Below are 25,325 nucleotides of genomic sequence, written 5' to 3'. Positions count from 1 at the left end.
CGCGCGGAGGGACCCCCCGCCCGCCCTGGCCGCCACCCGCGACACGGCCCTGCTCGACCTGGCCGGCCGGGTGCTGGAGCCACCCGAGGGGAAGATCACCGAGCGGTGAGTGCCGGGCCGCGGCGTCGGCCATCAGGGTTGCGTCAAAGTTGCCCCCTGCTCGCACTCCCGTACCGATCGCCGTGATCGCCGGCCGTAAGGTCGACGCTGCGCAGGCAACAGGCACGGGAAGACAATGGGGCCATGGCACGCGGCAAGCTTCGGATCTACCTCGGCGCGGCACCCGGCGTGGGCAAGACCTACGCCATGCTCGCCGAGGCGCACCGCCGGACCGAGCGGGGCACCGACTGCGTGGTCGCGTTCGTGGAGCACCACGACCGGCCGCGCACCGAGGTGATGCTGCACGGCCTGGAGCAGGTGCCGCGCCGGCAGCTGGAGCACCGGGGCGCCACGTTCGGCGAGATGGACGTCGACGCCGTGCTGCGCCGGGCGCCCGCCGTCGCCCTCGTGGACGAGCTGGCCCACACCAACGTCCCCGGCTCCCGCAACACCAAGCGCTGGCAGGACGTCGAGGAACTGCTCGCCGCCGGCATCGACGTGGTCTCCACGGTCAACATCCAGCACCTGGAGTCACTCGGCGACGTCGTGGAGTCGATCACCGGGGTGCGCCAGCGCGAGACCGTACCCGACGAGGTCGTCCGGCGGGCCGACCAGATCGAGCTGGTCGACATGTCCCCGCAGGCCCTGCGCCGCCGCATGGCGCACGGCAACATCTACCAGCCGGACAAGGTCGACGCGGCCCTCTCCAACTACTTCCGCCCCGGCAACCTCACCGCCCTGCGCGAGCTGGCGCTGCTGTGGGTGGCCGACCGCGTCGACGAGTACCTCAACGCGTACCGCAGCGAGCACCAGGTCTCGCGGATATGGGGCTCCCGGGAACGGATCGTCGTCGGCCTGACCGGCGGCCCCGAGGGCCGCACCCTGATCCGGCGCGCCGCGCGGCTCGCCGAGAAGGGCGCCGGCGGCGAGGTCCTCGCCGTCTACATCGCCCGCAGCGACGGGCTGACCTCGGCCTCCCCGAAGGAGCTGGCCGTCCAGCGCACCCTGGTCGAGGACCTGGGCGGCACCTTCCACCACGTGGTCGGCGACGACATCCCGGCCGCCCTGCTGGACTTCGCGCGCGGGGTGAACGCCACGCAGATCGTGCTCGGCTCCTCGCGCCGCAAGGCCTGGCAGTACGTCTTCGGGCCCGGTGTCGGCGCCACGGTGGCCCGGGACTCCGGCCCCGACCTGGACGTGCACATCGTCACCCACGAGGAGGTCGCCAAGGGGCGGGGACTGCCCGTCAACCGCGGCGGCCGGCTCGGGCGGGCCCGGATCGTCTGGGGCTGGGCGGTCGGCCTGGCCGGACCCGCGGTCCTCGCGGTGCTGCTGAACACCGTCGCCCTGGGCCTCGCCAACGACATGCTGCTGTTCCTGGCCGTCACGGTCGCCGCGGCCCTGCTGGGCGGCCTGCTGCCCGCGCTGGCCTCGGCGGCCCTCGGCTCGCTGCTGCTGAACTACTTCTACACCCCGCCGCTGCACCGGCTGACGGTCGCCGACCCGAAGAACATCGTCGCCATCGCGATCTTCTTCGGGGTCGGTATGGCGGTCTCCTCGGTGGTCGACCTCGCCGCCCGGCGCACCCACCAGGCCGCCCGGCTGCGCGCCGAGTCCGAGATCCTCTCCTTCCTCGCCGGGAACGTGCTGCGCGGGGAGACCAGCCTGGAGGAGCTGCTGGAGCGGGTCCGCGAGACCTTCGCCATGGAGTCGGCCGCCCTGCTGGAACGCGAGAGCGACGTGGCGCCCTGGACCTGCGCGGGCCGCGCCGGCTTCGGCCCGCCGCTGGAGCGCCCCGAGGACGCCGACGTCGACATGCCGGTCGGCGACCACATGGCGCTCGCGCTCACCGGCCGGGTGCTGCCCGCCGAGGACCGCCGGGTGCTGGCCGCGTTCGCCGCCCAGGCCGCCGTCGTACTGGACCGCAGGAGGCTCCAGGAGGAGGCCGACCGGGCCCGCGCGCTCGCCGAGGGCAACCGCATCCGCACCGCCCTGCTGGCCGCCGTCAGCCACGACCTGCGCACCCCGCTGGCCGGCATCAAGGCCGCCGTGTCGTCCCTGCGCTCCGACGACGTCGCCTGGTCCGAGGAGGACCAGGCGGAGCTGCTGGAGGGCATCGAGGAGGGCGCCGACCGGCTCGACCACCTCGTCGGCAACCTGCTCGACATGTCCCGCCTCCAGACCGGTACGGTCACCCCGCTGATCCGCGAGATCGACGTGGACGAGGTCGTACCGATGGCGCTGGGCGGTGTCCCCGAGGACAGCGTCGAACTGGACGTGCCCGAGACGCTGCCGATGGTCGCCGTCGACCCCGGGCTGCTGGAGCGGTCGGTGGCCAATCTGGTGGAGAACGCCGTCAAGTACAGCCCGCGCGGGCGGCGCGTCCTGGTGGCCGCGAGCGCCATCGCCGACCGCGTGGAGGTGCGCGTGGTGGACCGCGGGCCGGGTGTGCCGGACGAGGCGAAGGATCGTATCTTCGAGCCCTTCCAGCGGTACGGTGACGCTCCGCGCGGTGCCGGGGTCGGGCTCGGCCTCGCCGTCGCCCGGGGCTTCGCCGAGGCCATGGGCGGCACCCTCAACGCCGAGGACACGCCGGGCGGCGGACTCACCATGGTGCTCACCCTCCGCGCGGCCGGATCCCCTCCCCAGCCGATCCCCTCCGCAGGCATCGCAGAACCAGAAAGGCAGACCCTATGACCCGGGTGCTCGTGGTCGACGACGAGCCGCAGATCGTGCGCGCCCTCGTGATCAACCTCAAGGCACGCAAGTACGAGGTCGACGCGGCCCCCGACGGCACGACCGCCCTCGAACTCGCCGCCTCCCGCCACCCCGACGTGGTCGTCCTCGACCTGGGCCTGCCCGACATGGACGGCGTCGACGTGATCAAGGGCCTGCGCGGCTGGACCCGGGTGCCGATCCTGGTGCTGTCCGCCCGCCACTCCTCCGACGAGAAGGTCCAGGCGCTGGACGCGGGCGCCGACGACTACGTGACCAAGCCGTTCGGCATGGACGAGCTGCTGGCCCGGCTGCGGGCCGCCGTCCGCCGGGCCGAGCCGGCCGGGCCGGGCGAGGACGACCTGACGACCGTCGAGACCACGGGCTTCACCGTCGACCTCGCCGCCAAGAAGGTCAACCGCGGCGGCCGGGACGTGCGGCTCACCCCGACCGAGTGGCACCTGCTGGAGGTGCTGGTCCGCAACACCGGCCGGCTGGTCAGCCAGAGGCAGCTGCTGCAGGAGGTGTGGGGGCCGTCGTACGGGACCGAGACCAACTACCTGCGCGTGTACATGGCCCAGCTGCGGCGCAAGCTGGAGACGGACCCCTCGCACCCGAAGCACTTCATCACCGAGCCGGGGATGGGCTACCGGTTCGAGAAGTAGACGGGTTCGCCCGGGGACCGGCGGGCCGACGGTCTTGTCGGTGGTGCCCGGTACGCTTCAGATATGAGTGCTGTTCCTCGTTCCGAAAAGCCGGCCGGCCGGTTCCGGCGCATGCTCGACCGGCTCTCCTCGTCGCAGGAGGACCTGGAGTCCGAGGAGCTGCGCGAAGACGCCGAGACAGCGGGCTGTACGAAGATCGGCGACTGCCAGGACCGCCAGATCGTCACCGTTACTGGTACCTTGCGCACGGTCACCCTGCGCCCGCGCGCGGGAGTCCCGGCCCTGGAGGCGGAGCTGTTCGACGGCTCCGCCGCGCTGGACGTGGTGTGGCTCGGCAGGCGCTCCATCGTGGGCATAGAACCGGGGCGCAAGCTGATCGCATCGGGCCGGATCTCGATGAGCCGGGGCCGCCGGGTGCTGTTCAACCCGAAATACGAACTGCGACCCCTCGGACGGGAGTAGCCGGTGACGTCCCTCGACAAGCCGACCGAAGACACCGACCAGACTCAGCCCGACGACGCCCGCGCGGTGACCGAGGCGGCGCTGTTCGAGGCCTTCGGCGGGGTCCGAGGCATGGTCGAGACGGTCCTGCCGGGCCTGCTCTTCGTCACGATCTTCACGGTCGACAAGGACCTGCACCTGTCCGCGATCGCCGCGCTGGCGGTCTCCGTGGTGCTGGTCGTCGTCCGGCTGGCCATGAAGGACACCGTCAAGCACGCCTTCAGCGGTGTCTTCGGCGTGGTCTTCGGCGTGGTGTTCGCCATGTTCACCGGCAACGCCAAGGACTTCTACCTCCCCGGCATGCTCTACACGCTGGGCATGGCGCTGGCCTACATCATCACGACCCTCGCGGGCGTCCCCCTGATCGGCCTCATCCTCGGCCCGATCTTCAAGGAGAACCTCTCCTGGCGCACCCGCAACCCCGGCCGCAAGAAGGCGTACGCCAAGGCCAGCTGGGCCTGGGGCCTCATCCTGCTCGCCAAGTGCGCGATCCTCTTCCCGCTGTACTGGTGGGCCGACACCGCGCAGCTCGGCTGGGTCCTGGTCATCCTGAAGATCCCGCCGTTCCTGCTCGCGGTCTGGCTGACCTGGGTCTTCCTCGCGAAGGCGCCCGCGCCGATCGACGTGTTCGCGGAGCTGGAGGCCGAGGAGGAGCGCCGGGCCGCGCAGGCCGCGGAGAGCGGCGAGACGACCGGGGGGCGGCACCGCCGGGAGGCGTGAGCGGACCGTCCTACGACGCACAAGGGCGCCCCCGGCGACAGGGGCGCCCTTCGCAGCGTGCGCGCGGTCAGTCCTCGCGCCGCACCGACAGCAGGTCCTCCAGCTGCTCCTCCCGGGCCTGAGCGGCCACGAACAGCAGCTCGTCACCCGGCTCCAGGGAGTCCTCCTTGGAGGGGGTCAGCACCCGGGTGCCGCGGATGATCGTGACCAGGGAGGTGTCCTCGGGCCACTCCACGTCCCCGACCTGGGTGCCGGCCAGCGCCGACTCCTCCGGCAGGGTCAGCTCCACGAGGTTGGCGTCGCCGTGGCTGAAGCGCAGCAGCCGGACCAGGTCGCCGACGCTCACCGCCTCCTCGACCAGGGCGGACATCAGCCGCGGGGTGGAGACGGCGACGTCCACGCCCCAGGCCTCGTTGAACAGCCACTCGTTCTTGGGGTTGTTGACCCGGGCGACGACACGCGGGACGCCGTACTCCGTCTTGGCGAGCAGCGAGACGACCAGGTTCACCTTGTCGTCGCCGGTCGCGGCGATCACGACGTTGCAGCGCTGCAGCGCCGCCTCGTCCAGGGAGGTGATCTCACAGGCGTCGGCCAGCAGCCACTCCGCCTGCGGGACGCGCTCGACCGAGATGGCGGTCGGCGCCTTGTCGATCAGCAGGACCTCGTGGCCGTTCTCCAGCAGCTCGCCCGCGATCGAGCGGCCGACCGCGCCGGCCCCGGCAATGGCGACCCTCATCAGTGACCGCCCTCCTCTTCCGGGCCACCGGCGAACGCCGCCTCGACCTTGTCCACGTCGTCCGTCCGCATCATCACGTGCACGAGGTCGCCCTCCTGCAGCACCGTCTGCGAGGTGGGCAGGATCGCCTCGCCCAGCCGCGTCAGGAACGCCACCCGGACGCCCGTCTCCTCCTGCAACTTGCTGATCTTCTGACCCACCCACTTCGCGGAGGCGTGCACCTCGGCGAGCTGCACCCCGCCGGTGGGATCGCGCCACAGCGGCTCGGCCCCGGAGGGCAGCAGCCGGCGCAGCATCTGGTCGGCGGTCCACCGGACCGTGGCCACCGTGGGGATGCCCAGGCGCTGGTAGACCTCGGCGCGGCGGGGGTCGTAGATGCGGGCGGCCACGTTCTCCACACCGAACATCTCGCGGGCCACGCGCGCGGAGATGATGTTGGAGTTGTCCCCGCTGGAGACCGCGGCGAAGGCGCCGGCCTCCTCGATGCCCGCCTCGCGCAGGGTGTCCTGGTCGAATCCGACGCCGGTGACCCGGCGGCCCCCGAATCCCGGGCCCAGCCGGCGGAAGGCGGTGGGGTCCTGGTCGATCACGGCGACCGTGTGTCCCTGTTGCTCCAGGGTCTGGGCGAGAGCGGAACCCACTCGTCCGCAGCCCATGATGACGATGTGCACGACCGTCCTTCCGGTGTCCAAAAGTTACTGCTCAGCCTCAGGGTCTCAGACCGACGCCCAAAGCTACACACGGGCGCCGCGCGGTGGGCACCCCCGTGCCGGAGCCGGTCGCAGGCGCCGGCGAGTGATGCTGCGCACGCTGCACAGGGTCAGGATTCCGAGGCCGACGAGCGCGAGCAGCGCCCCGATCAGCTCCGCGGTCGCCGGCATGGAACCTCCGAAGTGCGATGACAGGCGGGGTTTGCCATCTAGGCACGGGGGGCACACGCACCACGGATTCCGCAGTTCCGCGCGCCCCCGATTTCACTCGTGAGGCAGATCAAGCACGCCGGGTGGGCGGGTGCCAGTTCGAAGGCTTACGATCCTCTCTCGTGTCCAAACTGACCGACGTGCCCAAACGGATCCTGATCGGGCGCGCACTGCGCAGCGACCGGCTGGGCGAAACGCTCCTGCCGAAGCGCATCGCTCTCCCCGTCTTCGCCTCCGACCCGCTGTCCTCCGTCGCCTACGCGCCGGGGGAGGTCCTGCTGGTCCTGTCCATCGCGGGCGTGTCGGCGTACCACTTCAGCCCCTGGATCGCGGTCGCGGTCGTGGTGCTGATGTTCACGGTGGTCGCCTCCTACCGGCAGAACGTCCACGCCTATCCGAGCGGCGGCGGCGACTACGAGGTCGCGACCACCAACCTCGGCCCCAAGGCCGGCCTCACCGTGGCCAGCGCGCTGCTCGTCGACTACGTCCTGACCGTCGCCGTCTCCATCTCCTCCGGCATCGAGAACCTCGGCTCCGCGGTCCCCTTCGTGGTCGAGCACAAGGTGTTCTGCGCGTCCGCCGTGATCGTGCTGCTGACCCTGATGAACCTGCGGGGCGTGAAGGAGTCCGGCAAGCTCTTCGCCATCCCGACGTACGTCTTCGTCGGCGGCGTCTTCATCATGATCGCGTGGGGTGCCTTCCGCGGACTGGTCCTCGGCGACACCATGCGCGCCCCCACGGCCGACTTCCACATCAAGGCCGAGCACCAGGGGCTCGCCGGCTTCGCGCTGGTCTTCCTGCTGCTGCGCGCCTTCTCCTCCGGCTGCGCGGCCCTCACCGGCGTCGAGGCGATCTCCAACGGTGTCCCGGCCTTCCGCAAGCCCAAGTCGAAGAACGCGGCGACCACCCTCGCGATGATGGGCCTGCTGGCCGTCACCATGTTCTGCGGGATCATCGCGCTCGCCATGGCCACCAAGGTCCGCATGGCCGAGAACCCGGCCACCGACCTGCTGCGCGGCGGCGCCCCGCTCGGCTCCGGCTACGTCCAGAACCCGGTGATCTCCCAGGTCGCCGAGGCGGTCTTCGGCAAGGGCAGCTTCCTGTTCGTCGTCCTCGCGGCGGCCACGGCGCTGGTCCTGTTCCTGGCCGCCAACACGGCCTACAACGGCTTCCCGCTGCTCGGCTCGATCCTCGCCCAGGACCGCTACCTGCCGCGCCAGCTGCACACCCGCGGCGACCGGCTCGCCTTCTCCAACGGCATCGTGCTGCTCGCCGGCACGGCGGCGCTGCTGGTGGTCATCTACGGCGCGGACTCCACCCGCCTGATCCAGCTGTACATCGTCGGCGTGTTCGTGTCCTTCACGCTCAGCCAGACCGGCATGGTCCGGCACTGGAACCGCCACCTGGCGGTCGAGAAGGACCCGGCCAAACGCAGCCACATGATCCGCTCCCGCGCGATCAACGCGTTCGGTGCCTTCTTCACCGGCCTGGTGCTCGTCGTCGTCCTGGTCACCAAGTTCACCCACGGCGCCTGGGTGGCCCTGCTCGGCATGTGCATCTTCTACGCGACGATGACCGCGATCCGTAAGCACTACGACCGGGTCGCCGACGAGATCGCCGCGCCGGAGGGTCCCAGCGACGACCTGGTCCGCCCGTCCCGCGTGCACTCGGTCGTCCTGATCTCCAAGATCCACCGCCCCACCCTGCGCGCCCTGGCCTACGCCAAGCTGATGCGCTCGGACACCCTGGAGGCGCTGACCGTCAACGTCGACCCGGCCGAGACCAGGGCACTGCGCGAGGAGTGGGAGCGGCGCGGGATCGACGTACCGCTGAAGGTCCTGGACTCGCCGTACCGCGAGATCACCCGGCCGGTCATCGAGTACGTCAAGAGCCTGCGCAAGGAGTCCCCGCGCGACGCGGTCTCCGTGATCATCCCCGAGTACGTGGTCGGCCACTGGTACGAGCACCTGCTGCACAACCAGAGCGCCCTGCGCCTGAAGGGCCGGCTGCTGTTCACCGCCGGCGTGATGGTCACCTCCGTCCCCTACCAGCTGGCGTCCTCCGAGGCCGCCCGGGCCCGCGCCCGCAAGCGGCAGGAGTGGAACGCCCCCGGCGCGGTCCGGCGCGGCCCGGCCGTGGAGCGGCCGAAGGAGCCGTCGGCCAGGGACTGAGGCGCGGCGGGGAGGCCGTAGACTGGTGGGCTGTTGTCGGTCCCGCCGGTGCGGGCCGCCCCCGCTGTCGATCTGGAGTCACCCCACCATGCCCGCAGAACCGAAGAAGTCGCTGGTGGGGGAGGAGTACGAGGTCGAGATCGGCCCCGTCGCCCACGGCGGCCACTGCATCGCCCGTACCGCCGAGGGCCAGGTGCTGTTCGTCCGGCACGCGCTGCCCGGCGAGCGGGTGGTGGCCCGGGTGACGGAGGGCGAGGAGGGCGCCCGCTTCCTCCGCGCCGACGCGGTGGAGATCCTGGAGGCGTCCAAGGACCGCATCGAGGCCCCCTGCCCCTTCGCCGGCCCCGGCCGTTGCGGCGGCTGCGACTGGCAGCACGCCAAGCCGGGCGCCCAGCGCCGGCTGAAGGCCGACGTCATCGCCGAGCAGCTCCAGCGGCTCGCCGGCCTCACACCCGAGGAGGCCGGCTGGGACGGCACGGTGGTCCCGGCGGAGGGCGACAAGCTGCCCGCCGGCCAGGTCCCGCAGTGGCGCACCCGCGTCCAGTACGCCGTCGACGCCGAGGGCCACGCCGGTCTGCGCCGGCACCGCTCGCACGAGGTCGAGCGCATCGACCACTGCATGATCGCGGCGGCGGGCGTGAGCGAGCTGGGCATCGAGAAGCGGGACTGGACCGGCATGGAGTCGGTCGAGGCGATCGCCGCGACCGGATCCCAGGACCGCCAGGTCATCCTCACCCCGCGCCCCGGCGGCCGCCTGCCGCTGGTCGAGCTGGACAAGCCGGTGTCGGTCCAGCGGGTCGACGAGAAGACCGGCGGCGTGCACCGCGTCCACGGCCGCCCCTTCGTGCGCGAACGCGCGGACGGCCGTACCCACCGGGTGGGCAGCGGCGGCTTCTGGCAGGTCCACCCGAAGGCGGCCGACACCCTCGTCACGGCCGTCATGCAGGGCCTGCTGCCCCGCAAGGGCGAGACGGCCCTGGACCTCTACTGCGGTGTCGGCCTCTTCGCCGGCGCGCTCGCCGACCGCCTCGGCGAGAAGGGCGCGGTCCTCGGCATCGAGTCCGGCAAGCGCGCGGTGGAGGACGCCCGGCACAACCTGGCCGACTTCCCGCGCGTCCGCATCGAGCAGGGCAAGGTCGAGTCGGTCCTCCCGCGCACCGGCATCACCGAGGTCGACCTGATCGTCCTCGACCCCCCGAGGTCAGGCGCCGGCCGTCAGACGGTCGCCCACCTCGCCTCCCTGAACGCCCGCCGCATCGCCTACGTCGCCTGCGATCCCGCTGCGCTGGCCCGGGACCTGGGGTACTTCCGGGAGGGCGGGTACCGGGTGCGGATGCTTCGGGCGTTCGATCTGTTTCCGATGACGCATCATGTGGAGTGCGTGGCGATTCTGGAGCCCGCCCAAAAGGGTCTCTGACCTGCGGTTTTCTCGGGTTCTTCAGGGGTGATCGGCGGTGCTCGACCTGTTTTCCGAAGTGCATGACGTGAAGCGCGTCGTACGCCTCACGATGACGCTCTTTCTGATGGTCTGTCACCTTGCGGCCGGGTGCATGGAGTGATCTTCTGCCGCCTTGGTCCGCCAGCGCCTGGCGCTGCTCGGCCTCGGCGGCCTTCATGGATAGCCGTGCCGCCATCGACCGGGCGGGGCCGGGCGCTCTGAAGCGGTCATCGTGCCCGATCCCAGGTCGCACCTGTGAGTGTGGCCGAACCGCCATTGCACCATCAGGGCGCTTCGTAGCTGTCACGTTCGTGCCGCCCCTCGTCGAAGACGAACAGTGGCTTGGTGCCGTGTGCGGGTGCTTCGGCGAGCGTGACGGCTTCTGCGAAAGCTTCGAGTGGGAACGGCCGGCCCTGCGGAATGCTCAGCACCCCATCGACGACGAGACCGCGCACCTGGGCCAGCGCGTGCAGCGTTTCCTCCGGCGTGGCGCTGCCGAACCAGCGATTCAGCCAGAACCCACGGACTGTTTTGGTCTCGTAGATGACTGAACGGGCCTGGAGCGGGATCGTCAGCGCCGCCGGGTCGGTCTGCCGGTGGGTGGAGAGCGCGCCGTACACCACCAGCTCTCCACGCGGAGCCAGTGCCTGGGACACTTGGGCGCCGACGGGGCCCGCGACACAGTCGATGGCCTTCCGCACGCCGGCCGGTCCCGCGATCTCAGCGACGCGCTGCACCAGGTCCTCGTCCTCTGTGCAGATGACCTCGTCTCCACCGAGGGCTGTGATCTCCTCGACAGCAGCACGCCGGCGCACGACATTGATCGTACGAAACCCCAGATGCCGGGACAGCTGGATCACGAGCCGGCCGACGGTGGAGCCCGCGGCGGTCTGCAACATCCATTCGCCCGGCTGTACGTCGAGTTCGCGCGTGACGAGGAGCAGCGCGGTCAATGGATTGACGGCGAGTTGGCAGGCGCTGGAGTCACTCAGATCGTCGGGGACCGGCAGCAGCCTGTGTGTGTCGGCGACGAGGTATTCCTGCCAGGTGCCTGTCGCAGCGGGCCCGGGTACAGCCGGGATCGCGGCGGCCACCACGCGCTCACCGACCTTCAGCCCTTCGGTTTGCGGGCCCAGGTCCGCGACACGGCCCACGCACTCCATGTAGCCCCCGACAGCGGGAAACTCCGGCGTGAAGCCGTACCGGCCGCGCAGCACGTGCAGATCACTCGCGTGAACCGGGGTCGCCTTCACACCGATCAACGCCTGACCGGCGTCCGGCGTGGGAACAGGCCGGGATTCCAGCCGCAGCACATCGGCGGGCTCGCCGGCCGCTACGGCTACGAGCGCTCGCATGGATCGAGGCATGAGTGGCCTTTCGTCTCTCGGTCCGCGAGGAACCCGGCTGACGGTCCAGGGCAAATGCCGGGGTCGGCATCGGACCCCTCCAGATCCTTGGCGGCTCACCCGAGGTGATGATGCAAGTGCTCGGGGCACACTGATCTGCCGAGTCTCGTGTCCCGGACCCGCTCGCTGCTGCACGAGTCCAGAGACGCATCCCTCACCTCACGCTACGCCGCGCGTCGGGAACGTTCTCGGCGGTGGACCACGACCACGGAGAGGAAGCCCGCCGTGCCGATGCGGGAATCCGCGTCAGCCGCTTGTGTCGGCGTCGCCGTCATCAGGGGGTTCCTCCCGTCGCCTGCCGCCCGGAGGGGAGCCGTCCCCGTGCTCTTCCAACAGTTCGAGGAGCGCGGCATCCGCTCTTTTCTGGTCTTCCTTCGTCAGCTCGACCGGTGCGTTGTCGTAAACGGTGTAGCGGTCTGGATCGATGATGTTGGCGGCCCTCAAGATGAACGTCAGCAGGGGGCGCCACCCCTTGCGGTGGCCGACCCGCACCTGTATCTGGGCCTTGTAGTCACGGGCCTCCGGGAGGAATCCGGAAAACGGTGCCTCGAACTCGAGGAAGAGCTGTTGCGCTTCTCTGCCGGGCACGACGAACCCCGCCGGCAGCTTCGCCTCCTCGTCCGGCCCCGGTTGGAGCCGGGACGGGGAGGACACCCACAGGAGTGGCAGATGAGAGGCGGGCTCATCAGGGAAGGTCAGGATGAGGTCCTGCACGACGATCGGTTGGGGACCGGTGTTGTGCAGGACGAGAGGCAGTCGTAGGCGTGCCGTCGAACCGTGGACGATCGCCGCGAAGGAATGAGGTTCCCACGCCTGCAGGCGTCCCTGTCGGGCGTTGAGCCACCAGAACGACGCGACGGTGAAGAGCAGTGCGCAGACTGACACCACACTGGCGCCGGTAAGCGATGAGGACGCGATCTGATCCGCCGCGACCATCAGCGGAACCACGGATTCAGTCTGCCAGCCCCGCCGTGGGCTCGCTAACAGGACGAGTGGCCGCCGGCAGTCCCCCGGAACGGGTCAGAGGCCGGGGAGGAGTACGAGATACCAGGCGGCCAAAGCAGCGCATGTCACCGCGGGGAGGAGCTTGGTCAGCCCGTCGCCCTTGCGTACGTGCGTGGTCACGGCACCGGCGAGCAGCATCAGCAGCCCGATACCGGCCAGGTCGCCGCACAGCGGTACGACCGGGCCGAGGGCCACGCCGATGGCGGCCGCCAGCTCCAGGCCGCCGATGACCCGGTAGGCCGCAGTGGTGAAGCCGGCGTGGGCGGCCAGCTCGGGCATCGGACCCAGGGCCAGAATCTTGGCCGCGCCCAGCAGGGCGAAGATCAACGCGATGAGACAGGTCAGCGAGGCGGAGAGGATCACGAGACGTCCTCGGGGGTGAGCGGACAAGGGGCCTGGCGGCGTTCGGCTCCCAGACCGGCGAAGTAGGCGATCAGGTCGGGGTTGTCCACCGCGGAGGGATTGAGGACCTGCTCGGCGGGTGCGCCCTGGAGGAGGCGTTTGACCGGGACCTCAAGCTTCTTGCCGGTCTTCGTGTGCGGGATGGCCGGCACGGCGAGGATCTCGTCGGGGACGTGGCGGGGGGAGGCGCCGGTGCGGATCGCGTCGCGGATCTTCTCGCGCAGGGGCTCGTCCAGGACGGTCCCGTCGGCGAGGACCACGAAGAGCGGCATCCAGTAGCCGCCGTCGGGTTCCTCTGCACCGATGACGAGGGCCTCGGTGATCTCGGGGAGGCGTTCGACGATGTCGTGGATGTCGGCGCTGCCCAGGCGCACCCCGTTGCGGTTGAGCGTGGCGTCGGAGCGGCCGTGCACGATCACCGAGCCGTGGGAGGTGAGGGTGATCCAGTCGCCGTGCCGCCACACGCCCGGGTAGGCGCTGAAGTAGGCGTCGCGGTAGCGGCTGCCGTCAGGGTCGTTCCAGAAGTACAGCGGCATCGAGGGCATGGGCCGGGTGACGACCAGTTCGCCGACCTGGTCGACGACCGGCCGTCCCGCGCCGTCGTACGCCGCGAGCGCCACGCCGAGGTTGGGAGCCGACAGCTCACCCGCCCACACCGGGGTGGTGGGGGCGCCGCCGGCGAAGCCGGAGACGACGTCCGTCCCGCCGCTGGTGGAGGCCAGCTGGACGCCTGCGCCGACGTGGTCGCGGACCCAGGGGTATGCGGAGGCCGGCAGGGCTGAGCCGGTGCAGCCGATGACGCGGATCGCCGAAAGGTCGTGCACGGCGGGGTCGACGCCGAGCTTGGCCATGGCCAGCAGGTACTGAGGACTGGTGCCGAAGACGGTGACCTTGTGGCGGGCCGCCAGCTCCCACAGGACGTCCGGGCGCGCCACCGGCGCGGGGCTGCCGTCGTAGGTGCAGGTGGCGGCACCGGTCAGCAGGGTGGAGACGACCAGGTTCCACATCATCCAGTGGGTGGTGGTGTACCACAGCAGGCGGTCACCGACGCCCAGGTCGCAGTGCAGGCCGAGGGTCTTGAGGTGTTCCAGCAGGACGCCTCCGTGACCGTGAACGATGCCTTTGGGCAGTCCGGTGGTGCCGGAGGAGAAGACGATCCACAGCGGGTGGTCGAACGGGACCGGGGTGATGGCGAGGTACTCGGTGCGGCCGGCCGCGTCCTCCCAGGGAACCGTCAGACTCGCGGCCCGGGTCGCTGGCCACGCGAGGCCCAGGTGATCCACGAGGACCGTGGCCTTGAGCGTGGGCAGGGCGTCGGCGAGGTCGAGGGAGGCGGGGCGGCGGTCGTGCCGGGTGCCGTTGAAGAGGTAGCCGTCCGCGGTGATGAGGACCGTGGGTTCGAGCTGGGCGAAGCGGTCGGCTGCGGCCTTGGGGGCGTAGTCCTGGCCGCACACGGACCACACCGCGCCCAGGCCGGCGGTGGCGAGGAAGGCGATGATGGCGTGGGGGGTGTTGGGCAGGTAGCCGACCACCCGGTCGCCCGGTCCGACGCCCAGGTCGCGCAGGGTGGCTGCGACGGAGGCGACCTGGGCGCGCAGCTGCCGGCCCGTGATCTCGTAGGCGGCTCCGGTCTCGTCCAGGGCGGTGATCGCGGGTGCGTCCGGGTGCAGGTTGCGCAGTGCGTGGTGGGCGTAGTTGAGGGTGGCGCCGGGGAACCAGCGGGCGCCGGGCATGGCTTCCTCGGCCAGCACTCGCTCGTACGGAGTGGTGGCGTCGATGTCGAAGTACTCCCACACCGCGGCCCAGAATCCTTCCAGGTCCGTGACGGACCACTGGTGCAGGGCCTGGTAGTCGGTCGGGTCCGGAATCCCTTCGGCGCCCCGGTGCCGGGTGGCCCAGCGGGCGAAGTCCGCGATGCGGCTGCCGGCGGCCGCTTGGGGGTCGGGCGGCAGGAAGGGCTCCGGACAGGGCGTGGAGTGCGGGGTGGTCATGGTGTGGTGTTCCTCGTCAGGGTGCCGGCCGGGCAGCGGCGGGGCGGCGGGCCGTGTGCAGCAGGGGAGCCCAGGCGGCGGCGTCGGTGAAGTCGCCGGTGCCGGTGGGGACGGTGTCCATCACGACGCGGTCGGGGCGCAGGAGGACGGCGTTCGCCCGGCCGCGTGACAGCCAGGCGGTCAGCGTGCCGTCGTCGTCCATGTCGACGACATGGATCAGGGATGCGCCCAGGGCCGTGGCCACGCCCGTCATCCGTGCCGTGGGCGGCACGGCGGTCAGCACGGCGAAGGAGTGCCCGAGGATGTCGTCCAGGCGCTCTCGCCTGCCGTCGACGACCACCCAGGGTTGCGGGCAGAAGGTGCCGGCCAGTGAGCGGCCGGTCAGCCGGGGGCGGCGTCGTACCAGCGGATTGGCGGTCAGTGCGGGACTGAGGTCGCGGCTCACCGCCGCGGTCACACCGGGGATGCGGCAGGCCGCGCCCACCGCGGCCCGGCGGATGGCCGCACCGCGGTCCTGTCCGCCGGTCATGGCCCATCCGACGGCGACCGCGACGCGGATCACGTGGCGGGCGTGCGGCTTGCGTTCCTGCTGGTAGGTGTCCAGCAGCCGGTCGTCCGCGCCCTGCTGAAGGACGCGGGCGAGTTTCCAGGTGAGGTTGCGGGCGTCGCGCAGGCCCGTGCACAGGCCCTGCCCGATGAAGGGCGGGGTGAGGTGGGCCGCGTCGCCCAGCAGGAAGACGCGTCCCCGGCGCCACCGGTCGGCGAGGCGGGCCCGGAAGGTGTACCGCGCCTGCCGGATCACCTCGAAGCCGTCGCCCCCGCCCCCGTGGGCAGCGGACGGCAGGTCGACCCAGGGGGCGACCAGCTCGTGCAGCTGTTCCAGCTCTTTCGGGCCGTCCAAGGTCTCACCCTCGGCCAATCGGAACTCCCAGCGGTAGCGGTCTTCGCCGACTCGCATGAAGGTGGCCGGGCGGGTGGGGCAGCAGATCTGCTCGGCGCCTTCCCAGGTGCGCACCGGGAGGCTGGTGCGCACGTCGATGACCCGCCAGCTCTCCTCGAAGTGCAGGTCCTCCCACACGGCGCCGATGGCGTCGCGGGTGATGCTGCCCGCGCCGTCGCAGCCGAGGACGGCGTCGGCCCACACGTGCTCGTCCTCATCGCTGCCGTCGCGGCGGAAGGTGACCCGGACCGGAGCCGTTCGGTCGGTGTCCTGGCTGACGGACCCGACCTCCACCCCGCCTCGCAGCTCGCACTCGGGGCGACGGGCCAGGGCGTCGCGCAGCAGCCGTTCCAGCTCTGGCTGGTCGAACATGCTGGTCTGCGGGAAGCCGTGGTGGCCGTGCAGGGACCGTGGGAACTCGGCGATCACGCGGCGCCGGGCGTCCAGCAGCCGCAACCCGGGCGCTGGCCTGGCGAGAGTGGCGAACTCCTCGTGGACGCCGACGCTCTGCAGGATCCGGCGAACCTCGTCGTCCACGACGACGGCGCGCGGCAGGGGGTAGATGTCCCGGTGGCGTTCGAGGAGCAGGCTGGGCACTCCGTGCTGGGCGAGCAGGAGCGCGGCGGTGATCCCCACGGGCCCCGCGCCGATGATCACTACCGGTCTGCGGGCGGCTGGGGCGCTCACCTTGCGTCCGCCACAGGGTTTCGCTGCTCGCCGAGGTCGATTCGCCCGTCCGGGGTGGCGATCGTGGCGGTGACGAGGTCACCGTTGCGCAGGTAGAGGGGGTTCTTGGCCTGCCCCTTGAAGAACGCCTTCCACTTCAGCGCGGGCGGCAGCAGCGCGGCGATCTTCTCGATCGGCTTGGGCGGAGCCTTCAGGGCGGTGCCGCCGGGCGTTCCGGTCAGCAGCAGGTCGCCCGGGTCGAGGGTCTGGAAGCGGGCGAGCAGGGTGAGGGCCTGCGCGGGCCGCACGATCATGTCGGCCAGTGTGCGGTCCTGACGCGTTACGCCGTTCACCGACAGCCGCAGTCGCAGGTCGATCAGACGGTCGAAGTCCTCCGGCTCCAGCAGGGCCAGGTACGGACCCGTCGGCGTGAAGGTCGGGTACGACTTGCTCTCGTAGAACTGGGTCTTGGTCAGCTGCACGTCGCGTGCGCTGACGTCGTTGGTGAGGACCAGCCCGGCGACGTAGCGCGGCAGGTCCCGCTCTTCCACGACGGTGCCTACGGGCAGGGTCGCGCCCATGACGAGGCCGAGTTCCACCTCGTAGTCGAGGAAGTCGACGCGTGCCGGGCGGACGATCGTGTCGTGCGGGCCGGTGACGGAGCCGGACGCCTTGCGGAAGAAGGTGGGCGGTATGTCGCCGTTGAACCCGGAATCCCTGGCGTGGCTGCGGTAGTTGACCATCTGGGCCACCACCCGGCACGGGGTGGTCACCGGGGGCAGCGCCACCAGGTCGGCGACCGGCGTGCCGCTTTCGCCGGAGGCGGTGGCCTCACGGACGGCATCCCGGTCGGCGAGCAGCTCGGCGGTGGTGACGGCCTTGGTCTCGATGCGGACGGCGCGCTCGTCGCGGACGGCCCACCAGCCGTCGGGGGTGCGCAGGACGTTGGTGCTCATGAGCTCATCGCTTTCATCAGGCCCAGCAGGCGTGCGGGGTCGAGTTCGTTGTCGCCGCGCAGGGCATGCGTGACTTCGCGCAGCTTGGCGGGTGACGGGCTGGCGCCGAGGAAGTCGCGAGTGACGGGCGGGCCCCACTGGGCCAGGCCGCTCGCGGACATCGGTGCCCATCCGGGTTCGAGGTCGCAGGAGAACAGGTCGCCGTCGGCGAAGTGCTCCAGCATGAAGCGGTCGGGGTCGCGCCAGTAGTCGAAGAGCTGGCTGCCCTGGATGTGCCGGCCGATGCCCCAGCTGCGCCGGTAGCCGCGCTCGGCGAGGTACTCGCCGCCGGCGGCTATCGCGTCGAGGTCGGTGACCTGGTAGGCGGAGTGGACGTAGCCGGTGCCGGGCCCCAGGTGCAGCGCGAGGGTGTGGTGGTCCACGGGCAGGCTGCCCTGGTCGCAGCGGATGAACGCCATGGTCGGCCCGCGCCGGCGCTGTCCGTCCAGGAACAGGAAGTCGGACACGATCATCCCGAGGGTGTCCAGATACCAGTCCAGGGCCCGCATGAACACCCGCGTCTCCAGCACCACGTGCCCGAGCCGCTGAATGCGCGACGGCTCGCGGGGAGGACGCTGGGTGGCGTTCGCGCGTCGGTGCTCGGTGCCGGTGTTGAGAATCAGCGGCTGTTGCTCGGACAGTGCGGGCAACTGCTCGGCGCAGTGCACGACCCGGACCGGGAAGCCGGAGGGATCGAGCAGGGCGACCGCCTGTCCGCCGCCGGGGACGTCGATGTCGCGTACGTCATTGCCGGTCGCGCGGGCCAGCCGGTCCAGATCGGCCCGTTCGGCCGCGTGGAACGCCGGCCCGACGAAGCGGGACGTCTGCCCGCGCCGGATGACCATGCACGGTGAGCCCGCGAAGGTGCCGCGCAGCCACAACTCCCGCTCGGTGCGGGCGGCGATCGCGAACCCGAAGTCCCGGGCGAACACCTCGGCCCGGTCCAGGTCCGGTTTCTCGAACTCCAGCCAGGCCAGGTCCGCCACCTTGATGACGGGGTTCCGGGACCGGCCGGGATGCTCACCGCGTAGGGCGCCCTGCTCACTGTGGAGGTCTTGGTGGGGCGTCAGAGGACCGCCCTTGTTAACGGGGATGTGGGACATGGTGTCCTCCAAGCAACACTGCCGCAATGAGGAAATCATCAACTCTGCTGTTTCCCTCCGTCAATAGGTGCAGCCCAAATAATTGAGGATCTCATCAGTAATGCCAGTGTCATCGTTGCGGCGGTTACACTGGGCCGTATGCCGACGTCAGCCCCGCCCAAGAACCGCTTCGAGCGACGCCGTGCCGAGACCCGCCAGGCGCTCGTCCGCGCGGCCCGGCAGATCCTCGCGGAAACCGGGGACACGAGCGCGAGCATCCAGGCCATCGCCGAGCGCGCCGATGTCGGCTTCGGGTCCTTCTACAACCACTTCGAGTCGAAGACGGAGCTGTTCGACGCGGCGGTGACGGACGCCCTGGAGGAGTTCGGGCAGGTCATCGACGCGTGCGTGGAAGGCATCGACGACCCGGCCGAGCTGGTCGCGGCCGGCTTCCGGCTCACCGCCCGGATGGCCGACTCCCACCCGGAACTCATGCGGATCCTGCGCGACCGCGGCCTGTCCCACATCCACTCCGACCGCGGCCTCGCCCCACGCGCCCTGCGCGACCTGGAGACCGGCATCGCCTCAGGCCGTTTCACCTGCGGCAACGCGACCACCGCCCTGTCCGCCCTGGGCGGCACCCTGCTGTCCCTGGTGGCTCTGCGGCTGGACCGTCCGGACCTCGACGGCGACGAGGCCGCCTCCGACCTGGCCGAGATGGTCCTGCGCATGCTCGGGCTCCCGCCGGAGGACGCGCACGAAGTGACCCGGCGCCCGCTGCCCGATCTCATCTGAGGATCCGGATTGGTGCGCCGCCGCTGGCCAAGTCGGGTGGGCCCCGTGCTACGGCATCGCAGCCCTGCAGGCTGGGGCGTCGGCGATCCACGATGTCGTGGAAACCGATTTACATGTGGCGGCCCAAGCGCGCTGTTGCTGGACGCGCCACTCACCCCCGAGAGCTGCTCCAGTGCTCCTCGAGGGCGGCGGCGACCTCGGCCGGCTTCTGGATAGGCGTCCAGTGGCTACTGTCCAGCCTCAGAAAACGGGCGGCGCGCACGGAAGCCGCCATCTTCTCGCCGAAGTCGACGGGGCAGACTGGGTCGAACGCCCCCCAGAACACCAGGGACGGTCCGGCCAGGTCCGCCAGACCCGCTTCCCACTCCGCACCGACCGTCAATGCGGAGCGGTACAGCTGGAGAATGCTGTCGCGCATGGTCTCGTCCACGCGGCCGGCCGTCTGTTCGGCCAGCTCAGCCGGGATCTGGAGGTTGTCGGTCAGGTCCTTGGCGAACTCGCCGGGGTCGTACTCGTTGGCCCAGTGGTCGCCCGCGACCGGGTCCTGCCACAGCTTGGCCAGTGGATGCCAGACGTACTCGGCGCTGACCGGACCGTTGCTGCCAGCCCATGTGCGGATCAGCTCCGGCCGTATGGAAGCCACGCGCGCGGTGAGGAGGCAGCCCCAGTCATGGCCGACCAGGCCGACCGGCTCGCCGATTGCCTGCAACCGCTCGATGATCCAGGAGACGTACTCCTCCTTGGTGCAGTGGAAGCCCTCGGGTCGCGGCGAACCGAAACCGGGCAGGTCCCAAGCCTCCACGCCGCTGCGGATCAGGTGCTCGCTGGCCGCAGCACAGACACCACATGCTCATGCAACACGGCTCGAACCCGGCGGGATGCGATCTGCGGTGCTACGCCGGCGGCGACGAGGGCCGCGGTCGCCGCGGCCTCACCCGTGGGGTCCGCCCAGGTGGACGTGGTGTTCTCCTCGGCGAGGGCCAGCATCAGTGCTTCCAGCGCTTGTGCGAGGACGGGCGCGGGGACGTGGTTCGCGAACACGCCTTCGTGCTGGCCACGTCGTATTGCCGCGATGGCCTCTTCGCGGGCAGGTGCCAGAGTGGCGCGTATCGTCTCCTCTCCGAGGTGGCGGCGACCGAGGGAGATGAGCATGCGGTACTGGTCGTCCACCGCCCATGCCGCCAGGGCCATCCGCGCCATCGCCTCCAGCGGATCAGCACCTCGGATGCGTGTCAGGGCGAACGCTTGGTGAAGCGCCTGGGCTGCTTCCTGCGCCAACTCGGTGAGGAGAGCTTGCCGGTTGGAGAAGTGTCCGTAGAAGGTGCGCCGCGCGAGGCCCGCCGCCACAGCGATGCTGTCGAGACTTGCGTCGGGGTCGTCCCGCAGTTTCCGCCGAGCGGTGGCAAGGATGCGTTGACGGTTCGCGCGAGCGTCGCTGCGTTGCGGTGCGCCGCTCGGGGTGTCGGTCGTCTGCATGGTTCTGTCTCTCCACGGTTGCCGGAAAGCCGTGGGCGCCGGTGCTCCCTCACGCACCGGCGCCCACTCACCCCTGCCCAGGGTGGCTTGGTGTCCAGCTGATGGACGTCAGGGGACGAGGATGAGCCGGATCGGGTCGCCGATCTTGTTCTCGAGACGGTTGACCGCGTCGGCCGCGTCCACCAGCGGGATGTGGTCGGTGATGGAGGGGGCCAGGTCGAGGCGGCCGGCCGCGGTCAGCTGCACCAGCTCGGAGACGGACTCGGGGAAGCCGCCGTAGTGGCCGCGCACCTGCTTCTGCAGGTAGTTGAAGGTCAGGCCCTCGGTGATGGTGAGCGGCCGGGGTGTGATGCCCACCAGGATGAGGGAGCCGCCCAGGCCGAGCACGGAGGCGGCCTGGTCGTGGACGGCGGGTACGCCGGCGCAGTCGAAGGCGAAGTGCAGGCCGCGTCCGCCGGTGGCCGCGCGGACCTGGTCGGCGAAGTCGGGAGCTGCCGGATCGAGCGCGAGGTCCGCGCCGAAGGCCAGGGCGCGCTCGCGGGCGCTGGGCAGCGGGTCGACGGCGATGATCGGGGCGGCGCCGACCAGGCGGGCGAGGCGTACGTTGTGCGCGCCGACGCCGCCCACGCCCCAGACGCCGACGGACTGGGCGGCACGGACGCCCGCGGTGGCGACGACGGCGGCGTAGGGGGTGGAGACCGCGTCGGGGATGATCGCGGCCTGGTCGAAGGGGAGGCTGTCGGGGATGGTGATGAGGGTGTCCTCGCGGGCGATCACGTACTCGGCCCAGCCACCGTCGTAGTCGATGCCGGCGGTGAGCATCTGGGTGCAGGGCCGGCGCCGCACGCAGCCGGCGCACGTGCCGCAGGTCTTGCCGGCCTCCAGGGTGACGCGGGTGCCGACGGGCAGGCCGCGCTTGAGGTCGGGGCCGAGCGTGTGGATCACGCCGGAGACCTGGTGGCCGACGGTGACCGTGTCGGAGGTGGCGAACAGCGGGACGAGGGAGCCGTCGAGGAGGTGGACGTCGGAGAGGCAGACGCCGGCGGCCTTGACCTCGATGAGGACCTCGCCCGGGCCCGGCACGGGGATCGGGACCTCTTCCACGGCGAACTTCTTGCTGTCCAGGTGGAAGCGTCCGGCGAGCATGCTGTCCATGACGGTCTGCTTTCTGTGAGCGGCACGGCCCGGTGGTTCGGGCCATGGGTGCCCATGGGATGTCTGAATGGCTGGTGGGACCGGGAGGCGTGCGGGGGCGGCAGGACGTCCGCACGCCTCCCGGCGGCTGGGGGGGAGCGCGCCTTGACGGCGTGCGACGGTCAGGCGAAGACGTCCTGCTGGTAGCGCTCGTCGGCCTCGAGCTGGGCGAGCCACTGCTGGGCGGTCGCGTCGTCGCTGCCGGTCTTCTGGCGGTGGATGGCGGCGAGGGCCTCGCGGACGGCTGGTGCCATGCGGCGGCCGTCACCGCAGACGTAGACGTACGCGCCGTCCTCGATGGCCTGCCACACCGTGTCGGCGGCATGGGCGATGGCGTTCTGCACGAACCGGGCCGGGTGGCCGGTCACCGCGGAGAAGGCGGTGTGCACCTGGGCGATGCCGGCCTGCTCCCAGTCCTGCATCTCCTGCTTGTAGAAGTAGTCGTGCTCCGGGTGGCGGCAGCCGACGAACACCTGGGACAGACCGACCTGGGTGCCGTTCGCGTGCTGTGTCGCCCGCTCCTCCAGGAAGCCGCGCAGCGGCGCGATGCCGGTGCCGGGGCCGATGAGGATCAGCGGCGTGGCCGGGTCGGCGGGCGGGGCGAACGTCGGGGAGGGCACGCGGACGTAGCCGTAGACGACGTCCCCGGGCTCCAGGCCCGCGACGTAGGCGGAGCAGGTACCGCGGTACTGGCCGTCGCCGGACAGGGCCGGCCCTTCCAGCAGGCCGACGGTCAGGCGCACATGGCGCGGGTTGGCGGACGGGGCGGAGGAGATGGAGTAGAAGCGCGGGCGGATGGGGCCCATCATCTCCAGGAAAACCGCCAGCGGCAGTTCGACGGCCGGGAAGCGCTCCAGCAGGCCCAGCACGGAGATGCGCTTGCCGAGGATCTCCTTCTGGTAGCGCTCCTCGGCCTCCTGGGTGTCGGCGGTGTACGCCTGGAGCTGCGGCCGGGTCCACGGGCACTCGGTGTGCTCGGCGAGCGTCTGGATCTGGGACCGGGTGGCCACGTCCTGCAGCTCCAGGAACTCGGTGAGCAGGATGCCGGCGGTGACCGGGGTGCCGACCGGCAGGTGGGAGCGGCCACCGGCCGGCTGGTCGAGCCGGAGCACCTGGTCGTAGTCGACGCCGAGCCGCCTCAGTGCGCGCTCCACCAGGGCGAGTTCGTTCTTGGCGAAGACGGCCAGGTGGTTGCCGGTGTCGTAGGTGACGCCCTCGGGCAGCTCGAGAGTGATGGACTTCGCGGACGGGCGCGGCGGCTCGATGCTGAAGTCCCACAGTCCGGTCGCGTCGGCCACGAGCTCCTCGTTGGCCACCACGGTGAGCGGGTACGCCTGCTCGGAGACGATGGCGGGACGCACGTCGGACTCGGTGAGCAGCTGGACCTGGTAGCGGGGGCCGCTCGCCTGGGAGGTGTCGGCGGCGTACTCCTCGGCCAGAGTGGCCCACAGGTTGTCCATCCACCGCGTGGCCATGCCGTCGAAGTCACCGGCGGCGTCCGCGATACCGCGCTCGACGATGGGGGTGGCGCCGGCGGCCAGCAGGCCCTCCTCGATCCGCTTGGGGAATGCCTGGAAGGTGGCCACCCACTGGGTGTTGCCGGCACCCAGCAGCGCGTACCGCACATTCGCCAGCGAGCCCTCGGGCAGCCCGGCGGCGAGCAGGTCGTCGAAGCGCTGGGCGTTGTCGGGAGCCTTGCCGTTGTAACTGGCGGCCACCACGGCGAGCAGGCCCTCGGTGGGCAGGTTGTCGCTGAGCTCGTCCAGGCTCACCAGCGTGGTGCCGAACCCGGAGCGCTCACCGCGGTCGGCGATGGTGCGGGCGAGGTCCTCACACGAACCCAGGCTGGAGCCGTACGCCACCGTCAGGTTCACACCCACACCGCTGACCGCGGCCTGGGCCTGGGTGTCGTCCGTCTTCAGGTCCACGGCACCGAAGACGTTCCGCTCGTGCTCCTTGCGGCGGCGCACGACCAGTTCGAAGTCGCCGGGCTTGCGCGTCAGCGCCTCCCGGACGTCCATCTTGTAGTCGGCCGTGTCGGAGAACTTGAACTTCCGCAGCACCAGCGCCAGGACCAGACGGGCCTCGGTGAGCGCGAACTGCCGGCCGATGCAGGCACGCACGCCGTTGCCGAACGGCTTGTAGGCGTGCGGGTGCTGCTTGGCGCGGTTCTCCGGAAGCCACCGGTCGATGTCGAACTCGTGGGGACGGTCCCATGCCTTGGGGTGGGTGTGCAGCGGTTCTTCGAGGATGTTGACCCGCGTGCCCTTCTTCAGCTCGTAGCGGCCGCCGATGACGGTGTCCTCAAGCGGGGCCTTGCCGATCAAAGGGATGGGGGCCCACAGGCGCAGGGTCTCGTCCAGGATCCGCGGGATGACGTCCATCTGCATGATCGTGTCGTAGTCCGGGACGGTGTCGCCGGGCATCAGCCGGTCCACCTCGGCATACGCCTGGGCCAGCACGTGCGGGTTGCGCATCAGTGAGTAGGTGGCGAACGACAGCAGGCCGCTGGTGGTCTCGTGACCGGCGATCAGGAACGTCAGCACCTGGTCACGCACGTTGTCATCGGCCAGCAGCTTGCCGGTCTCCGGGTCCGTGGCCTCCAGCATCAGGCCCAGCAGGTCCTCCTCACCGCCGCCCTTCCCTTCGCGGCGCTCCTTGATCACGTTCTCGACCAGGTCCTGCATCAGCCGGATGTTCTCGCGGTACTTCCGGTCGTCCGCCTTGCGCAGCTTGGTCATCATCGGCAGCTCCTGCGAGCGCCGCAGCGACTCGATCAGCGCCTCCAGCAGCGCGTTCAGGAACGGGTGCAGCTCCTCCTTGTCGAAGGACTGGAACCGGTAGCCGAACCCCGACAGGGCGATCGTGTCCAGCGTCAGGCGGGTGTAGTCGTCGGTGATGTTGACCGGCTGCCCCTCCCTGGCCTCCCACTTGCCCGCCAGGTTCTGGGCGATCTCCAGCATCTGCCCGAAGTACGCCTTCATGGCCCGCTGGCTGAAGGCCGGCAGCAGGATCCGGTGCGCCCTGCCCCATTCCTCTTCGTGCTGGTGCGCGGTGAACAGGCCCGCGTTCAAGTAGTCCCGGACATGGCTCAGCGGCGTCTTGTCGATCTGCTTGAAGAACCGCGTTTCGTCGCTGACCTCGGCTACCAGGTCCGGGTCGTAGACGAAGACCTGCTCGATGCCGGCGATGTCCATGCCGTAGATGCCCTCGGGGAACTGCTTGGCCAGTTCGGCGAAGTACCCGAACGGGTTGGTGCCGGGGATCTGCGGCGTGTGGCCGAGGAGAGGGATCCCGCGCGGGGACCGGATGGGGCGAAGGCCGTTCGCGGAGTGCGTGGTCATGTCTTGCTCCTCTGCGGAGGGGGTGTAGGGGGTGGGCAAGGGCGCGCTGCGTAGGTCGATGCCG

Annotated in this window: 20 protein-coding genes; 7 read left to right on the top strand and 13 right to left on the bottom strand. The window is 70.7% G+C overall.

What is annotated here, in order from left to right; translation table 11 throughout:
- Window positions 1-243 precede the first annotated feature (243 nt).
- From ACZ3ZD_RS24540 to ACZ3ZD_RS24525, 4 genes are all read left to right on the top strand, one after another.
- On the top strand, window positions 244-2,796 hold the full coding sequence (locus ACZ3ZD_RS24540) for a DUF4118 domain-containing protein (RefSeq protein ID WP_467401104.1): 2,553 nt from the start codon (window positions 244-246) through the stop codon (window positions 2,794-2,796).
- Window positions 2,793-3,479: a response regulator gene (locus ACZ3ZD_RS24535; RefSeq protein ID WP_467401099.1), complete on the top strand. Its 687-nt coding sequence runs from the start codon at window positions 2,793-2,795 to the stop codon at window positions 3,477-3,479. The genes ACZ3ZD_RS24540 and ACZ3ZD_RS24535 overlap by 4 nt, the downstream gene beginning before the upstream one ends.
- A gap of 63 nt (window positions 3,480-3,542) precedes the next feature.
- Window positions 3,543-3,941, top strand: coding sequence for an OB-fold nucleic acid binding domain-containing protein (locus ACZ3ZD_RS24530; RefSeq protein WP_189983965.1), 399 nt, complete (start codon window positions 3,543-3,545; stop codon window positions 3,939-3,941).
- Between the two features lie 3 nt (window positions 3,942-3,944).
- Window positions 3,945-4,700, top strand: a complete 756-nt coding sequence (locus ACZ3ZD_RS24525; RefSeq protein WP_467401096.1) for a DUF3159 domain-containing protein — start codon at window positions 3,945-3,947, stop codon at window positions 4,698-4,700.
- Window positions 4,701-4,767: 67 nt separating this feature from the next.
- Here the strand turns inward: ACZ3ZD_RS24525 and ACZ3ZD_RS24520 are convergent, their stop codons facing one another.
- Together ACZ3ZD_RS24520 and ACZ3ZD_RS24515 are read right to left on the bottom strand one after the other, a co-directional pair.
- Entirely contained in the window at window positions 4,768-5,436 is a 669-nt protein-coding gene (locus ACZ3ZD_RS24520; protein WP_189305043.1) for a potassium channel family protein, read from the bottom strand.
- Window positions 5,436-6,107, bottom strand: coding sequence for a potassium channel family protein (locus ACZ3ZD_RS24515; RefSeq protein WP_467401093.1), 672 nt, complete (start codon window positions 6,105-6,107; stop codon window positions 5,436-5,438). Before ACZ3ZD_RS24515 ends, ACZ3ZD_RS24520 begins: the two co-directional genes overlap by 1 nt.
- Window positions 6,108-6,478: 371 nt before the next feature.
- On the opposite strand from ACZ3ZD_RS24515, the gene ACZ3ZD_RS24510 reads away from it, so the two are divergent.
- Together ACZ3ZD_RS24510 and ACZ3ZD_RS24505 are read left to right on the top strand one after the other, a co-directional pair.
- Complete coding sequence (locus tag ACZ3ZD_RS24510) at window positions 6,479-8,527, top strand: APC family permease (protein ID WP_467401090.1); 2,049 nt, start codon at window positions 6,479-6,481, stop codon at window positions 8,525-8,527.
- Window positions 8,528-8,615: 88 nt separating this feature from the next.
- A complete protein-coding gene (locus ACZ3ZD_RS24505) occupies window positions 8,616-9,944 on the top strand; it encodes a class I SAM-dependent RNA methyltransferase (RefSeq protein WP_467401087.1) in 1,329 nt (442 codons plus the stop codon).
- A 305-nt stretch (window positions 9,945-10,249) separates the two neighbouring features.
- On the opposite strand, the gene ACZ3ZD_RS24500 is transcribed toward ACZ3ZD_RS24505, so the two are convergent.
- The 7 genes from ACZ3ZD_RS24500 to ACZ3ZD_RS24470 all read right to left on the bottom strand — a co-directional run bounded on the left by ACZ3ZD_RS24500 (window position 10,250) and on the right by ACZ3ZD_RS24470 (window position 18,473).
- Window positions 10,250-11,320 carry a zinc-dependent alcohol dehydrogenase family protein gene (locus tag ACZ3ZD_RS24500; RefSeq protein ID WP_467401084.1) on the bottom strand — a complete coding sequence of 357 codons (1,071 nt, stop codon included), beginning with the start codon at window positions 11,318-11,320 and terminating at the stop codon, window positions 10,250-10,252.
- A gap of 297 nt (window positions 11,321-11,617) precedes the next feature.
- The gene (locus ACZ3ZD_RS24495) at window positions 11,618-12,319 is read right to left on the bottom strand and encodes a hypothetical protein (protein ID WP_467401080.1); all 702 of its coding nucleotides are present in this window, start codon (window positions 12,317-12,319) and stop codon (window positions 11,618-11,620) included.
- Between the two features lie 72 nt (window positions 12,320-12,391).
- Window positions 12,392-12,739, bottom strand: coding sequence for a DoxX family protein (locus ACZ3ZD_RS24490; RefSeq protein ID WP_467401078.1), 348 nt, complete (start codon window positions 12,737-12,739; stop codon window positions 12,392-12,394).
- Window positions 12,736-14,769: an acetoacetate--CoA ligase gene (locus ACZ3ZD_RS24485; protein WP_467401075.1), complete on the bottom strand. Its 2,034-nt coding sequence runs from the start codon at window positions 14,767-14,769 to the stop codon at window positions 12,736-12,738. The genes ACZ3ZD_RS24490 and ACZ3ZD_RS24485 overlap by 4 nt, the downstream gene beginning before the upstream one ends.
- A gap of 16 nt (window positions 14,770-14,785) precedes the next feature.
- On the bottom strand, window positions 14,786-16,396 hold the full coding sequence (gene mhpA, locus ACZ3ZD_RS24480) for a bifunctional 3-(3-hydroxy-phenyl)propionate/3-hydroxycinnamic acid hydroxylase MhpA (RefSeq protein ID WP_467401072.1): 1,611 nt from the start codon (window positions 16,394-16,396) through the stop codon (window positions 14,786-14,788).
- Window positions 16,393-17,331, bottom strand: coding sequence for a fumarylacetoacetate hydrolase family protein (locus ACZ3ZD_RS24475; RefSeq protein ID WP_467401068.1), 939 nt, complete (start codon window positions 17,329-17,331; stop codon window positions 16,393-16,395). The genes mhpA and ACZ3ZD_RS24475 overlap by 4 nt, the downstream gene beginning before the upstream one ends.
- Window positions 17,328-18,473 (bottom strand): VOC family protein, encoded by a 1,146-nt coding sequence (locus tag ACZ3ZD_RS24470; protein WP_467401065.1) that lies wholly within the window; start codon window positions 18,471-18,473, stop codon window positions 17,328-17,330. Before ACZ3ZD_RS24470 ends, ACZ3ZD_RS24475 begins: the two co-directional genes overlap by 4 nt.
- A 138-nt stretch (window positions 18,474-18,611) precedes the next feature.
- Between ACZ3ZD_RS24470 and ACZ3ZD_RS24465 the strand changes: the two genes are divergently transcribed.
- Window positions 18,612-19,247 (top strand): TetR/AcrR family transcriptional regulator, encoded by a 636-nt coding sequence (locus tag ACZ3ZD_RS24465; RefSeq protein WP_467401061.1) that lies wholly within the window; start codon window positions 18,612-18,614, stop codon window positions 19,245-19,247.
- A 151-nt stretch (window positions 19,248-19,398) separates the two neighbouring features.
- Here ACZ3ZD_RS24465 and ACZ3ZD_RS24460 read toward each other — a convergent pair whose 3' ends face one another.
- The 4 genes from ACZ3ZD_RS24460 to ACZ3ZD_RS24445 form a co-directional block, all read right to left on the bottom strand.
- Window positions 19,399-20,049, bottom strand: coding sequence for an alpha/beta fold hydrolase (locus ACZ3ZD_RS24460; protein ID WP_467401059.1), 651 nt, complete (start codon window positions 20,047-20,049; stop codon window positions 19,399-19,401).
- 11 nt (window positions 20,050-20,060) lie between these two features.
- Window positions 20,061-20,723: a TetR/AcrR family transcriptional regulator gene (locus tag ACZ3ZD_RS24455; protein ID WP_467401057.1), complete on the bottom strand. Its 663-nt coding sequence runs from the start codon at window positions 20,721-20,723 to the stop codon at window positions 20,061-20,063.
- A 108-nt stretch (window positions 20,724-20,831) separates the two neighbouring features.
- Complete coding sequence (locus tag ACZ3ZD_RS24450; protein WP_467401054.1) at window positions 20,832-21,878, bottom strand: zinc-binding dehydrogenase; 1,047 nt, start codon at window positions 21,876-21,878, stop codon at window positions 20,832-20,834.
- Window positions 21,879-22,039: 161 nt separating this feature from the next.
- Window positions 22,040-25,261 (bottom strand): bifunctional cytochrome P450/NADPH--P450 reductase, encoded by a 3,222-nt coding sequence (locus ACZ3ZD_RS24445; protein WP_467401052.1) that lies wholly within the window; start codon window positions 25,259-25,261, stop codon window positions 22,040-22,042.
- Between the last annotated feature and the right edge of the window lie 64 nt (window positions 25,262-25,325).

The organism is Streptomyces sp. NPDC023481, assembly GCF_055560195.1.
Note: the sequence above shows the minus strand (reverse complement) of the source record. Positions and strands in the feature narration are given on the sequence as shown.